Origin of the sequence: Algoriphagus hitonicola (assembly GCF_900113375.1) — a bacterium.
Classification (GTDB): domain Bacteria; phylum Bacteroidota; class Bacteroidia; order Cytophagales; family Cyclobacteriaceae; genus Algoriphagus; species Algoriphagus hitonicola.
Genome location: NZ_FOPC01000001.1, coordinates 383,780 through 397,371 on the forward strand (window position 1 = coordinate 383,780; position 13,592 = coordinate 397,371).

Annotated in this window: 11 protein-coding genes; 2 read left to right on the top strand and 9 right to left on the bottom strand. The window is 42.6% G+C overall.

Annotated features, from left to right (window positions below):
* Nucleotides 1-2 precede the first annotated feature (2 nt).
* Nucleotides 3-866, bottom strand: coding sequence for a UDP-2,3-diacylglucosamine diphosphatase (locus BM043_RS01760; RefSeq protein WP_092788516.1), 864 nt, complete (start codon nucleotides 864-866; stop codon nucleotides 3-5).
* A gap of 246 nt (nucleotides 867-1,112) precedes the next feature.
* Here BM043_RS01760 and BM043_RS01765 point away from each other — a divergent pair, with 246 nt between their 5' ends.
* Nucleotides 1,113-3,587, top strand: a complete 2,475-nt coding sequence (locus BM043_RS01765; protein WP_092788517.1) for a S9 family peptidase — start codon at nucleotides 1,113-1,115, stop codon at nucleotides 3,585-3,587.
* Between the two features lie 209 nt (nucleotides 3,588-3,796).
* Here BM043_RS01765 and BM043_RS01770 read toward each other — a convergent pair whose 3' ends face one another.
* The 4 genes from BM043_RS01770 to BM043_RS01785 all read right to left on the bottom strand — a co-directional run bounded on the left by BM043_RS01770 (nucleotide 3,797) and on the right by BM043_RS01785 (nucleotide 8,734).
* Entirely contained in the window at nucleotides 3,797-5,323 is a 1,527-nt protein-coding gene (locus BM043_RS01770; protein WP_092788518.1) for a glycosyltransferase family 39 protein, read from the bottom strand.
* Between the two features lie 87 nt (nucleotides 5,324-5,410).
* A complete protein-coding gene (locus BM043_RS01775) occupies nucleotides 5,411-5,764 on the bottom strand; it encodes a hypothetical protein (protein ID WP_092788519.1) in 354 nt (117 codons plus the stop codon).
* Between the two features lie 254 nt (nucleotides 5,765-6,018).
* The gene (locus BM043_RS01780) at nucleotides 6,019-7,362 is read right to left on the bottom strand and encodes a sensor histidine kinase (RefSeq protein WP_092788520.1); all 1,344 of its coding nucleotides are present in this window, start codon (nucleotides 7,360-7,362) and stop codon (nucleotides 6,019-6,021) included.
* Complete coding sequence (locus BM043_RS01785) at nucleotides 7,352-8,734, bottom strand: sigma-54-dependent transcriptional regulator (protein WP_092788521.1); 1,383 nt, start codon at nucleotides 8,732-8,734, stop codon at nucleotides 7,352-7,354. Before BM043_RS01785 ends, BM043_RS01780 begins: the two co-directional genes overlap by 11 nt.
* Nucleotides 8,735-8,930: 196 nt before the next feature.
* On the opposite strand from BM043_RS01785, the gene BM043_RS01790 reads away from it, so the two are divergent.
* Nucleotides 8,931-9,359, top strand: coding sequence for an FKBP-type peptidyl-prolyl cis-trans isomerase (locus BM043_RS01790; protein WP_092788727.1), 429 nt, complete (start codon nucleotides 8,931-8,933; stop codon nucleotides 9,357-9,359).
* Between the two features lie 56 nt (nucleotides 9,360-9,415).
* Here the strand turns inward: BM043_RS01790 and BM043_RS01795 are convergent, their stop codons facing one another.
* From BM043_RS01795 to rsfS, 4 genes are all read right to left on the bottom strand, one after another.
* A complete protein-coding gene (locus tag BM043_RS01795) occupies nucleotides 9,416-10,246 on the bottom strand; it encodes a hypothetical protein (protein WP_092788522.1) in 831 nt (276 codons plus the stop codon).
* Nucleotides 10,243-11,019 carry a UDP-2,3-diacylglucosamine diphosphatase gene (locus BM043_RS01800; RefSeq protein WP_092788523.1) on the bottom strand — a complete coding sequence of 259 codons (777 nt, stop codon included), beginning with the start codon at nucleotides 11,017-11,019 and terminating at the stop codon, nucleotides 10,243-10,245. The genes BM043_RS01795 and BM043_RS01800 overlap by 4 nt, the downstream gene beginning before the upstream one ends.
* Nucleotides 11,020-11,080: 61 nt before the next feature.
* Complete coding sequence (gene ftsH / locus BM043_RS01805) at nucleotides 11,081-13,180, bottom strand: ATP-dependent zinc metalloprotease FtsH (protein ID WP_092788524.1); 2,100 nt, start codon at nucleotides 13,178-13,180, stop codon at nucleotides 11,081-11,083.
* A gap of 63 nt (nucleotides 13,181-13,243) precedes the next feature.
* A complete protein-coding gene (gene rsfS / locus BM043_RS01810; RefSeq protein WP_092788525.1) occupies nucleotides 13,244-13,591 on the bottom strand; it encodes a ribosome silencing factor in 348 nt (115 codons plus the stop codon).
* Nucleotide 13,592: the final 1 nt, after the last annotated feature.

Sequence of the window (13,592 nt, forward strand, 5' to 3'; positions counted from 1 at the left end):
GCTTATCGAAATGCAGGTGGATTCAAATCGTCCTTGGGAGGAGTGAAAGAAACCTGTCTTAAGGGAATCACTCCATCGTTTTCACCCGAAAAGAAGCTGCCGACTTGATTATCCCGAATCGATTTAAAGTCGATTTCACTGTAGTAGATGAGCTGCCAATTACCTTCGTGATCTTCTGCCAAGGCTGACATGGTTTCTACCCAATCCCCGGAGTTCATGTATTCTACCCCATCGATGATGCGTTTTTCGGCTTTATGAATATGCCCGCAGATAATGCCATCACAGCCTTTTGCTTTGGCCATTTTGGCCAGTTCGGTTTCGTATTGATCAACGTAGGAAACGGCAGATTTGACTTTGCTTTTGACATATTGGGATAGCGAAAAATAAGGCAATCCCCGTTTGAATCGATAGTGGTTGACTACCCGGTTAAGCCAAAGGAGAAACGTGTAGCCCATATCCCCGAGATAGGCTATCCAGCGAAGATTGGTCGTGATGCTGTCAAAGACATCGCCGTGGGTAATGAAGTATTTTTTACCCGCACTCTCGTAAATCATATCCGTTTGGATGGAAAGATTACCGATTTGAAGCGGAAGAATTTGATCCAAAAAATCATCGTGATTTCCTCGGAGGTAAAACACTTTTGTTTTTTGATTGTCGATCATTTTGATCACCCGGTTGAAAAAACGGGTATGTTTGCGCTTCCAGGTGCCGGATTTTTTCAGCTGCCAGCCATCGATGATATCTCCATTGAGAATGAGGTTTTCGCAGCGGTATTGCTTGAGAAATCGGACGATTTCTTTGGACTTGGATCCTTTTGTCCCGAGGTGAATGTCAGAGACGATGATGGTTTTGAAATGTGTCTTCAACCTTTTTTGTTTTGCTCGAAAGTTAGGGGAGAGATTTAAATATGTGATGTTTAGTTTGTTAACAATTTGCTATGATTTCCAAATAATCTTTGGTGATTATGAAGCGGGTGTTAAGTAGATATGAAAAATCCCACCGATTGAGAAAAGCGGGGTGGAATAAGCAGATTTTGGATTTTTACGCAAGCGGTAAAGCTACTTTTTGACCTACACTTTAGTTTAGAAGCTTGAATATAAACTCCTAAGAATATGCAGCGAATTATTGGCGTGATCACCCTCTTTTTTGTCCTGACTGTAGGACAGGCACAAGAGCAGGTGTATCCCGGAAATTATGAATTGGCGGGACGGTTTTCACCGGAAAAACTCCGTAAAATGATTTTTTCGACCAGTGTCAACCCACATTGGATGAAAAAATCCGATCGGTTTTGGTACGAATACGAGACGAGTGACGGAAAGAACTGGTATGTCGTAGATCCTGTACGCAGAACCAAATCCGAACTATTTGATCGGGACAAACTGGCCGCCGAGATCACCAAAGCGGTCAAAGATCCTTTTGACGGACAGCATTTGAAGTTGGACGACTTGAAACTTATGGAAGATGAAAATACCATTCGGTTCAAAGTGAAAAGTACTGCCGACGTCCTAAAATCTGACTGGGAAGAGATCAAGGAAAAGAACAAAAATGCAAAGGATTCCTTGGAGAAAAAGGTGCATACCTTCCTTTGGAATATCTCCACGCAGACCTTGACTGAAATCGAAACCGAGAAAGATCCGAAGCGACTTTCTTGGGCCAATATTGCTCCTGATTCCTCTAGAATTGTCTATGCCAAGAACCACAATCTGTACTGGATGGATAAGGAGAATTTTCTCAAAGCAGTAGAGGATGAAAAAGACTCTACCATTGTTGAAAATCAACTCACCGAAGATGGGGAAAAGGATTATGAATATGGCTGGGGAGGCCGAGGCGATGATAATGTAGAGGAAGAAAAGAAGAAAGATGATCGAAAGCGAGTGGGTGTACTTTGGAGCACAGATTCCAAGCAATTTGTCCTGACCCGAACTGATCAGCGGGAAGTCAAAGACCTCTGGGTAATTCACAATACCCGTGATCCCCGACCAACTTTGGAAACGTACAAATACGCTATGCCGGGAGAAAAAGAGCAGCCACAGACCGAGTTGCTTCATTTTTCCTTTGACAATATGGAATTGAATAAGTTGCCGATTTCCACCTTCAAGGATCAGACCGTTTCGCTTTGGTCCACGACCCCGGCGGCAAACACCAGAGATGATGATTTTCGTCCGGCCACTTGGTTAGGCGATTTGGATGAATTTTACTTTGCGATTACCAGTCGGGATTTGAAACGAGTGGATGTGGTGCGATGGGATATTGCCAATAACGAAAAAGAAGTGGTCATCGAGGAGCGCTCCAATACCTACATTGATTTCACCAAACTCGAACTCGTCGGAGAGGATCTTATCTGGTGGTCTGAGCGAGACGGCTGGGGTCATCTTTACCTATATGGGAAGGATGGTACGATGAAGCGTCAGTTGACTTCCGGACCCTTCCACGTCGGTGGTGTGGCAAGAGTAGATGAGCGTAATCGTAAGGTGTTTTTCGTGGCCAATGGACGTGAAAAAGACGAAGATCCTTATTACGAGCACTTGTACAGTGTGAGCATGGATGGAGGAGCGATTAGCCTCTTGAATGCCGGTGATTTCAATCACGACATTGATATCAATGATAATGCTTCCTTCATCGTAGAAACCTATTCCAGAGTAAATACAACTCCGGTTTCTGTATTGAGAGATAAAAATGGCAATAAGGTTATGGATTTGGAAACCGCTGATCTGAGCCAACTTTTTGCTGCAGGTTATCAGTTTCCCGAGCCTTTCAAGTTCAAGGCAGATGATGGCATCACTGACCTTTATGGCGTAATGTACAAGCCGTTTGATTTTGATTCCACCCGAAAGTATCCTCTAGTACAATATGTGTATCCAGGGCCTCAAACTGAAGCAGTGAACAAGGCCTTTGGTAGAGCATTTGACCGAACAGACCGATTGGCCCAGTTTGGATTTGTGGTGGTGACCTTGGGTAATCGTGGAGGACATCCTGCCCGGTCCAAGTGGTATCATAACTATGGCTATGGAAATCTTCGCGACTATGGATTAGCTGATAAAAAAGCCGCGGTGGATCAATTGGCTGATCGCTTTGATTTTATCGATCGAAATAAAGTCGGTATTCATGGGCACTCCGGAGGTGGATTTATGTCCACAGCAGCCATGCTGGTTTATCCAGAGGTGTTTAAAGTGGCTGTTTCCTCTGCTGGTAATCATGAAAACAATATCTACAATCGCTGGTGGTCTGAGAAGCATCATGGGGTGCAGGAGCGGATTTCTCCAAAAGGGGATACTACGTTTGTCTACCAAATTGAGAAAAATCCCGACCTAGCCAAAAACCTAAAAGGTCATCTGATGCTTTCGACGGGAGACGTGGACAATAATGTGCATCCGGCAGGAACGATTCGTATGGCAGAGGCTTTGATCAAAGCCGGAAAGCGATTTGAATTTGTGATTTTGCCCGGACAGCGACACGGATACGGTCCGATGGCCGAGTATTTCTTCTGGAAAATGGGTGATTATTTTGTTCGCCACCTTTTAGGCGATAATACGCCCCCTCCCGTGGATATGGTCGAAATGCAGCGGGATAAACCGCAGGATAAATAAGAAAGCTGAAGTTAAAAATCTGAAACAAAAAGCCCGATTCCATTACAGAATCGGGCTTTTTTGGTAGTGGGTTCAATGATTAAACAAAGAATGGTCTAATTATCCAGTACTTGAGAACGATTCATCTATGTAATTGTGACAAATAATAATCGTGCGCAAAAAAAATTAAGGAAATCGAATTTGATTAAAGGTACAGAATAGTTTTGGTCTTAATTTCCCTCCCAGACTACCTTCTTTTCTGCTATTTCGGCTCTTAAAATCGCATTGATGTCCACTTTGGCTTTCCTGAGGAAATGAACCTTCGTTCCTTTTTCCCTCGCAAGAGGATGGGTGATTTCTCCAATTTCTTGATATGCTTCGAAAAAACCCAATTCCCGATTTGTGATCTTTTCATCCTTTTCCCAAACCAAAATCAGATGATCTACTTTTTCTTTCAAATCAAACCAATACAGGTAATCAGCATTCATGGTGAAGGCTTGAAGGCCGGGAATTTTAGAGTAATAATTAATGGCTCCTGCCTGTCCATAGTTGTCACAAATGATCAGAATTCTTCCTTGGTGAGGCATCATCTGATAGGCCGAATCCACCAGTTGAGCAAGTTCACTCCAGCCCAGCATATCTGCAAAATCCTGCGGAATAGGATGTGATTTGCCATCTTCCCATCGATTAAGATCAAGTTTCGAATAGTTAGGCGGATCTTTTAAAATCCTATCGGGGGAATAAAAAGGATGAACCAGCGGAAATGCGAAGGCAAAAAGTACCGGAGGAATCAGCAAAAGAATAGGTTTCAAATAATTTTTCCGGAGGCTATCCATGAAACCTGCAATCCAAACTGCACCAAATCCGATCAATACCGGATAAAGTCCTATGGCATAATAGGCCTTGGCATGGAAATACGTAAAGATTGCAATCGTAAAAATATACGTCCAAAATACCCAGCGGAAGGTTTTAAACTTCCCTGAAGTCCCCAGTGAGATCAAACCTGAAATCCAGATAAAAATACAAGGGTAGAAGAAGAGCAGTTGCTCCATCAGAAATCCGGTTCGGCTGTTATTGATCAGTTGATGCTGGCTCAGCAATCTCATGTGAGTGAGTACGGGAAAGCCATTTTCCCACTGCCAAATGAGGTTGGGAGCCACCAAAATCAGAGCCAGTAGCAATGCTATGTAAAGGTTCCTGTTTTTGAAAATCGATCGTGCGGGAGTGAGTGCCAATGCTGGAAACAGACCCAAGGCTAAAAAGACAATGGAGTATTTGTTTAGAAATCCCAAGGCAAAACTAAAAGCTAGGATATAAAACCATTTCGAATGCTTGGTTTGGATAAGTCGGATTAAGCTATATCCTACCAAAGTCCAGCAAAAGATGTCGATGGAGTTGGGCTGAAAAAGGATATTTAATCGGATCAGGGCAGAAAAAAGCAAGCCAACTGCTGCGAGTGATTGTGCAAAGAGGTTTCCACCAAGTCTTTTTACCAAATCCCAAGTCAGCCAAATCGTCAATACTCCAAACAGTGCTGGGAAAAAGCGGACCCAAAATTCCCCGTTTCCAAGCCATCGGATCAAAACGGAGATCCAAGAAGTCACCGGTGGAACAGATAAATACCCCCAAGCCAAATAGTTTGCCTGATCCATATGCAAAAACTCGTCCCGGTGCAATTCAAAATCGGGATGGACAGCAAGGTACTGCAAACCAAATTTGAGGACGATAAAAAACAGAAGGGGGTTTCCGGATTTCATAACCGAAATTAATCGAATTCTTAAAATTTCTATCCAGCCAGGCCTTTTTTGCTCCTTCAGGAATCTGAGCCAATATTCAAAAATAACCTATTTATACTCTTTGATCAGGAGGGTATAGTTGATCGAATCCTCAAATTTCTCAATCGGCATCCTGCTTTGGGAATCAGGAAAGCGATAAATGGGCATTTCCGGATTTAGAGACGGGGATGGTGAAGCATACATTTCTCTATCCTTGAAAAATTCTTTAGGAGTAAACACTATCGCTGAATCCGACTTAAAAGTGTCTTTTCTGTCAAAATCTATATCGGCGATGATATCTCCGAGTTTTGGGTTGAACTTTTTTAATTCTTGGATGGAAGGTTTTCTTTTTTCCTGTTCTTGCGAAAATCCGAGAGTAACCACTCCTAAAGTCAGAATAAAAATGCCGATAAGAATTTTCATGAATTGATCCGGTTTGCGATGATAATCAGTTTTATAGGCAGGGTTTTTCTTTTGAGTTTTACACTTAAAAATAAGATTTCTTCAATTAGGAGAATGATTATTTAAGTTAAAAATTCTAATCGAATAGGGTCAGTTCCTTTTTCGATTTTCTATTGATCGTGATTTGGGTTTCAAGATGTTTTTGGAAAATACCTAAAACGATTCAGTACACTTTTTAAACTGAGGGATCCGGATTTTCTGTTGGTTGACCTTTTTTACCCATTAAAAATCAACTTAAAAGTCGTTCCTTCTCCCTGAATTGATTTTACTTGAATATTCCCTTTGTGACGGCGCATGATTTGCTTGGATAGGCTGAGCCCGATTCCGGAGCCTTTTTTCTTGGTGGTAAAGAAAGGAATGAAAATTTTACTCAGCGCTTCCTCTTCTATGCCTTTTCCCGTATCACATACTTCGATGATGATCTTCCCGGCTTCGTCGATATAGGCCCGGAGACGGATGATTTTTTTATCGGAATCTTCCAGAGCTTGGATTGCATTTTGGGTGAGATTAATCAGGACCTGCTCGATTTGGGTTTGATCTCCAAATAGAATGAGTTCCTCCGGTTCCAGTTCTTTGATGAGTTGGATACCTCCTGATTCGATTTGATGATTTAGAAGAATTTCCAGTTGTCCAAAAAGATTTGAAATTCGAATACTACTGAATTTTGGGGCAGGAATATGGGCCAGACTTCTAAAGTCAGAGACAAAGCTAATCAAGCCCTCACTTCGCTTTTCGATGGTGCTGATTCCCATCATGCAGTCTTCCATATCAGATGGGCTGAGCGGTTCGTTATGCTCCATCCGATCTTCGAGTTCGCCCTTGAGCGTACCCGCAAGAGAAGAAATTGGAGCGATGGAATTCATGATTTCATGCGTGAGGATTTTGACCAGATTTTGCCATGCTTCCATTTCTTTTTCCTCCAGTTCGGATTGAATATTTTGGAGCGAAACGAGTTTGAATTTTTCTCCCCGCATCAATAGCTCAATGACATACACAGAGAGCTGCATGATTCCGTCTGGGTGGGCGATTTTAATCAATTCGCTTCCTCCGGTTCTGAGGTTTTGGATAGCGAGATGCAGCTCTTTATTGATCTTTTCGATTTCCGAAATATTCTTCAGATCATCTACATTGAGAATTCGCTTGGCAGCGACATTAAAGATCTGGATTTCGCCATTTTCTCCGTAAGTGAGCAGTCCGATGCTCAAGTGTTTAAACACAGACCGAAAATACTGGTAGTTGGCTTCTTTTTCGGCTTGGTCTTCTTTGAGTTTGGCTAGAATTGCATTGAATTCGATATGGAGATCATCCGTTTCTGTCCCGTCAAATTTGACTGGGTAGACCTGACTATATTTATCCTGTTTGATGTTGTCTAGAAAGGTCCGGACTTTTTTGAAGGAACTCTCAGAAAATCGAACCAATAAAATCACCTGAAAAATCACCAAAATAATAAAAAGGGAAGTCATGAAGACTCCCCAGTCATCAAGAATGGTATAGGATAAAAAGAATAGTGTAATGGCTAGGAGGACGATTCGTCCCAGCAGGCCTACTTTATAGTCCATATTTTTCCAATCTTCGATAAAGCGAAGCTCTCGTCAATCCGAGTTCTTTGGCAGCCTTGGAAATATTCCCGCCATTCTTGTCAATTGCCCGCTGAATAGTGCTTCGCTCCATATCGTCGAGGTTTAGCGTATTATTTGCAGGGGCTTTTTCGGAGGCAGGTTTTGCCGAAAGGAAAAAGAAATCCCGTGAATCCAATTCATCCCCGTCAGCCATGATGATCGCCCGCTCAATGGCATGCTGTAGCTCGCGGATATTGCCAGGCCAGTTGTAGCGCTGCAAAAGCTCCATAGCGGCGGGTCTAAACCCGGTGAAATTCTTCCGGTATTTCTGGGAATATTGTTTGAGAAAGTGATTGGCCAAAGTCGGAATATCGTCTTGACGCTCACGAAGAGGAGGGAGGAAAATTTCCACCGTATTGATCCGGTAAAGTAAATCTTGTCTGAATGTATTTTCCATGACCATCTCATGCACGTGCATATTGGTCGCGCAGATCAATCGGATATCAACGGGAATGGCTTTGTTGGTACCGATACGGGTGACTTCACGTTTTTGCAAAACAGTCAGAAGTTTGGATTGTAGGGGCATGGAAAGGTTTCCAATTTCATCCAGAAAGAGCGTGCCATTATCAGCAATTTCAAACCGGCCGGCACGGTCATCCTTGGCGTCGGTAAATGCACCTCGCTTGTGGCCAAATAATTCGGATTCGAACAGAGTCTCTGTAATTGATCCCATATCCACACCTACAAAGATTTCGTCTTTGCGAAGTGATCGTTCATGAATCGCCCGAGCGATGAGTTCTTTACCGGTTCCGTTTTCCCCCAAAATCAGAATATTGGCGTCGGTTTGTGCAACTTTGTCAATGATGGAAAAAATATTCTTCATCGAAGCTGAATTGCCGATGATATCCGTGTAGGGTTTTTTCAGGTCAGACTGAAGCTGTTTTTGCTTTTTCTGCAGCTTGTCCACCTCATTGTAGCTTTCTTTGAGTTTAATTGCCGAAGATAATGTGGCAATTAGCTTTTCATTTTGCCAAGGTTTGAGGATAAAATCAGTGGCGCCCTCTTTAAGTGCCTGAACGGCCATTTCGACATCTCCGAATGCAGTAATCAGAATGACCACCGCTTTTGGATCGATCTCTTTGATCTGCTTGAGCCAATAAAAACCCTCTTTTCCGGAAGTGGTGTCCTCCCGGAAGTTCATGTCCAAAAGGATGACATCGTAATTATTATTATTGATCAAAAAAGGAATTCTTCTTGGATCCTTTTCGATCATAACTTCTTTGGCGTGTTTTTTTAGAAGCATTTTTGCTGCAAAAAGCAAATCTTCATTGTCGTCGATGATGAGGATTTTTCCTAACTCTTGGTTTTCCATGATGGTCTTGTTCAGCCTATATTATGTGAAAAATAATGCCAAGTGCAAATTAAGGGTAAATAGGCGTTTTTGATCGCAAAACTGTCCGATTTTGTACGTTAATATATCATTATCGGACAAAAAAGCGGACAGTTTATCGATTTTCCCGCCCCGCATATAATTTGTATCTTTGTTCTTTAATCAAAAAAGAATAATTATCATGCAAGCAAAAAAAGGTGATAACGTACAAGTACACTACACGGGAAAATTAGAAGACGGAAGCGTATTTGACTCTTCTATTCAACGCGAACCACTCGGATTCACCTTGGGTGGAGGGCAAATGATTCAAGGCTTTGATACAGCTGTACACGGTATGGCTGTTGGCGATAAAAAAACAGTGACGATTCCTGCTGCGGAAGCTTATGGTGAGCGTAGGGACGATATGATGATTGATGTACCGTTGACTCAGGTGCCGGAAAACATCAAGCCTGAAATCGGAATGCAACTGACCCTACAGGGTGGAAACGGGCAGCCGATGCCAGTGACAGTGACCAATATGGATGAGGAAAAAATCACTTTGGATGCCAATCATCAATTGGCTGGAAAAGACTTGATTTTTGATATTGAGCTCGTCAAAATCGGATAATATTCAATCTAATCATTCAAAACCCGGTCTTGAATTTAATTTCAGATCGGGTTTTTTTATGGTCTATTTTGCAAGGAGTCGGGTATGTCAAAAAGTTCGATTCGATCCTGAAATATCAAGGCCATGGTTTCTTGACCAAACTGGATTTGCTTGACTCCTTCAAAATCAAATGTCATCAAGGTTTCGGTTTGCCGACTGGGAATGTGATAGGATTGAATCGTTTGACCCTGAATCCAAAGTAACCTTTCTTGATAGTAACAAATCCGCTCAAAACGGGGGATTTTGATTTTTTCCAGAAGGTTGGCTTGATTGTCAAAGATAAAAATGCCGCTATTTTCAGTGTTTACAAAAAGGCGATTTTTGATTTCGCGGATTTCTAAGACTTCCAGATTTTCAGTGTTCAAAATCAAATTGAGCGGTTGCTGATCCATCACTACTTTTCTCCGATAATCCATCCGCTTAAGGTTAAAATCCGATTCGTCCCAGATCCAAATAATATTTCCATTACCTAAAGTCGAGGCCTTTGCGAGATTGATTTCTGGAAAGGGAAAACGACCCTCTGAAATGGGATTTAAAAAGCGATCTAAAATCCGAAACTCCTGTCGGTCTTCCGAAAAACTAAAAACAGTAACCGTCCATGCGGCCTCGAGCTGCTGTAATCTGCCCTGCTGTGGAGGAGAGAAATAATTAATTTGATTTCCGTTTTCATCAAATAAAAACAAATCCCCCTGAGCAGTAGAAAGGTAAAGCTGATCCCGGTTGTCAAAAGAAAGGAGATCAAAATCAGGAATGGTAAAGGTGGCAGTCGGCGAAGATTCCAGTTTGGTTTGGGAGAAACTTTCCAAAAGGCCGAAAAACAAGAAGAAAATTATCCCCAGTAATCTCATTCTTCAAAGGTTTTAAGTTTTGCCTGCTCTCCGTCAAACTCCAGGAACGTACATTGGCTTACCCATTCTCCCAGATTGAAGTACGTTGAGCGCTCACTTACGGGGATTTCCAAAGGCAAATGTCGATGGCCAAAAATGTAAAAATCGTGGTGAGTTTTTTCTTCCAGGTCTTTGCAGTATTGCCAAAGCCATTCATCCTCGCCCAAGAAGCGGCCTTCTCCTTTTTTGATGTTGGTAATGCGGCTTTTGCCAGACCAAGCCTTGGCCAAGCGGATACCTAAATCGGGATGAACCCACCGAAAGGCCCATTGGGCAAAAGGATTGGTAAAGACTTTTTTCAGGAATTTATACGAGGAATCTCCAGGACCCAATCCATCCCCATGGCCAACTAGAATCCGTTTGTTTTCGATAATCAATTCAATCGGATGATGGTAAATGGGGATTTCGAGCTCTTGGGTAAAATAGTCTTTCATCCAGAGATCATGATTTCCGGTGAAAAACAAAATCGGGATTTGCTTGCTTCGGAGCTCATGAATTTTCGAAATAAAAGGGACAAAGCCCTTGGGAATTACTTCACGATATTCAAACCAAAAATCAAAAATATCGCCTACTAAAAATATCGCTGCTGCCTCATGCTGAATCTCATCCAGCCAGCGAATAATTTTCTGTTCCCTGATTTTGCTCTCTTCAGGATTTGGAGCACCTAAGTGAAAATCGGATGCAAAAAATAGCTTTTTTCCATTTAAAGGGAAATTATGTGGATCGGTAGCCATGCTGAAAGATAAGGGACGGTGCAAAAATAAAAAAGCCCCGAATCTTCGGGGCTTTTTCTAGTTATTTTTCTGTTTTGGACTCGGGCACCGTGGCCGAAACAGATTCCTCTTCAGTCTCTGCATCGGGATTTGATTTTTCCTTGTCTCTCGGGTCAGGAGCAGGCAAGGTAGCCTCTGGGACCAATTCAGGATTGACTTTCTCTTTTTTATTGGTAAATGCCTGATAGGTAGTCTCTTTTTCGAAAGGACGTTTTCCAATCAATTTTTCCAGGTCAGACTGGAACAAGATTTCTTTTTCCAATAGTTCTTTGGCCAAGATCTCCAACTCCGCTCTTTTGTCTTTCAATAGATCAATGGTTCGCTTATAGGCAAATTCGATCAATTTGTGAACCTCCTGATCGATCAGTTCGGCGGTCGCCTCAGAGTAAGGCTTAGTCATCTTATATCCATCAGGCTTGCTTTCATAGAATGAGATATTTCCCAATTTCTCGTTCATACCGTACACCGATACGATAGAGTAGGCCAGTTTGGTGATTCGCTCCAGATCGGAAAGTGCTCCGGTAGAGATTTTACCAAAGATGATTTCCTCAGCCGCTCTACCTCCGAGTGTCATGCACATTTCATCGATGAGCTGCTCAGTCTGATAGAGAAACTGCTCTTTGGGAAGGTATTGAGCATAGCCTAAAGCCGCAACTCCACGAGGCACGATACTTACTTTGACCAAAGGATCTGCATGCTCAAGAAACCAGCCCGCTACCGCGTGACCTGCTTCATGATAGGCTACGATTTTCTTTTCCTCAGGAGAAATGATCTTATTTTTCTTCTCCAAGCCTCCAATGACCCGATCCACAGCATCCTGGAAGTCCTGCATATTGACTTCAGTTTTATTTCTTCGCGCTGCGATCAAAGCTGCCTCATTACAGACATTGGCGATTTCTGCACCGGCAAACCCCGGAGTCTGAGCGGCCAATTTTTTAGGATCGACATCTTCACCAATTTTAATTGGCTTCAGGTGAACCTTGAAAATCGCTTCTCTACCCACGATATCGGGCTTATCAATGGAGATCTGACGGTCAAATCTTCCCGGTCTCAATAAGGCACTGTCCAAAACATCCGGCCTGTTAGTTGCGGCTAATACGATCACTCCTGTGTCTGTACCGAAACCATCCATTTCTACCAAAAGGGAGTTAAGGGTGTTTTCCCGTTCATCGTTTGAGCCCGGCATTTGGCCTTTTCCTCTGGATCTACCGATCGCGTCTATCTCATCAATAAAGATAATACAAGGGGCTTTTTCTTTGGCCTGCTTAAACAAATCCCGAACTCGTGCGGCTCCAACACCGACAAACATTTCGACGAAATCCGAACCGGAAAGTGTGAAGAAAGGGACGCCAGCTTCGCCGGCCACGGCTTTGGCCAAGAGAGTTTTACCTGTTCCCGGAGGTCCTACCAACAAAGCTCCTTTTGGAATTTTGCCACCGAGCTTGGTAAATTTGGAAGGATTCTTCAGGAATTCGACAATTTCCTGAATTTCCTCTTTGGCTTCATCCAGTCCTGCGACATTGTCAAAGGTGATTTTTACCTTGTTTTCGGCGTCAAAGAGTTGGGCTTTGGATTTACCGACATTGAATATTTGTCCTCCAGGACCTGATGGTCCCGCCATTCTTCTCATCATAAACCAGAAGAAAACAAACAACAAGATCAAGAAGCCAAAGCTTCCGAACCAGCTGCTCCAATTTTCCTCGGTAGTGACCGAATATCCGATTCGCTGATCTGCTTCGACTTTTTCCTCCAGTGTATCAAAATCCGTTGCAAACTTATCAGAAGATGCTACCTGTAAGGAATAATGGGGTCCATTGGGATTGAAGAAGCTGGAATTGGCTTCCAGTTCAGCTTTATATTTTTCTTCAGAAAGTGCAGAAGGCTTGAGTGTGACATCCACTCGATCCATATTTTTGACGATCATGACCTTAGCGATGTCGCCGGAAATATACATGTCCTCAAATCGCTTCTGAGTAATGTCCACCATAGATCCACGCTGCTGAATCCAGGTAAGTCCGATCAAAACCAAAATAGCCGCTACAATTAACCAAAGTTGGAAACCCGGCTTTTGCGGAGGTTTTGGGACAAATTTTTTGCCTTTATTTTTCGTGTTCTCGCTCATCTATTTTTGATAATTCTATAAACTTATGTTGAAACGGCTAGCTTGCCTGAAAGTTTGTGGAAATTAATTGACTTGTACCATTTTGGCATCACCCCATAGTTCTTCCAAACCGTAATAGTGTCTTTTCTCTTTGAGAAAAATATGGGCTACCACATCGACATAGTCCATGAGAATCCATTGTTTACCGTTTTTTCCTTCTTTTCTGTAGGGCAAAGATTCGCCGGCCTTAAGAACTTGTTCTTCTATTGAATCTGATATGGATTCCATTTGGGTGTCTGAGTTTCCAGAACAAATCACAAAAAAATCAGCTACTGAATTTTTGATCTTTCGTAAGTCCATGACCACAATATCGGAGGCTTTTTTTTCCTCCATTCCTTTTACAATGATTTTGCTCAGCTCTTCTGCTGTCATA

What these genes read in the sequence shown, in the direction of transcription:
- BM043_RS01765 (WP_092788517.1), top strand. Translation starts at nt 1,113, where the DNA reads ATGCAGCGAATTATTGGCGTGATCACCCTCTTTTTTGTCCTGACTGTA.
- BM043_RS01770 (WP_092788518.1), bottom strand. Translation starts at nt 5,323, where the DNA reads ATGAAATCCGGAAACCCCCTTCTGTTTTTTATCGTCCTCAAATTTGGT.
- BM043_RS01775 (WP_092788519.1), bottom strand. Translation starts at nt 5,764, where the DNA reads ATGAAAATTCTTATCGGCATTTTTATTCTGACTTTAGGAGTGGTTACT.
- BM043_RS01780 (WP_092788520.1), bottom strand. Translation starts at nt 7,362, where the DNA reads ATGGACTATAAAGTAGGCCTGCTGGGACGAATCGTCCTCCTAGCCATT.
- BM043_RS01785 (WP_092788521.1), bottom strand. Translation starts at nt 8,734, where the DNA reads ATGGAAAACCAAGAGTTAGGAAAAATCCTCATCATCGACGACAATGAA.
- BM043_RS01795 (WP_092788522.1), bottom strand. Translation starts at nt 10,246, where the DNA reads ATGAGATTACTGGGGATAATTTTCTTCTTGTTTTTCGGCCTTTTGGAA.
- BM043_RS01800 (WP_092788523.1), bottom strand. Translation starts at nt 11,019, where the DNA reads ATGGCTACCGATCCACATAATTTCCCTTTAAATGGAAAAAAGCTATTT.
- ftsH (WP_092788524.1), bottom strand. Translation starts at nt 13,180, where the DNA reads ATGAGCGAGAACACGAAAAATAAAGGCAAAAAATTTGTCCCAAAACCT.
- rsfS (WP_092788525.1), bottom strand. Translation starts at nt 13,591, where the DNA reads ATGACAGCAGAAGAGCTGAGCAAAATCATTGTAAAAGGAATGGAGGAA.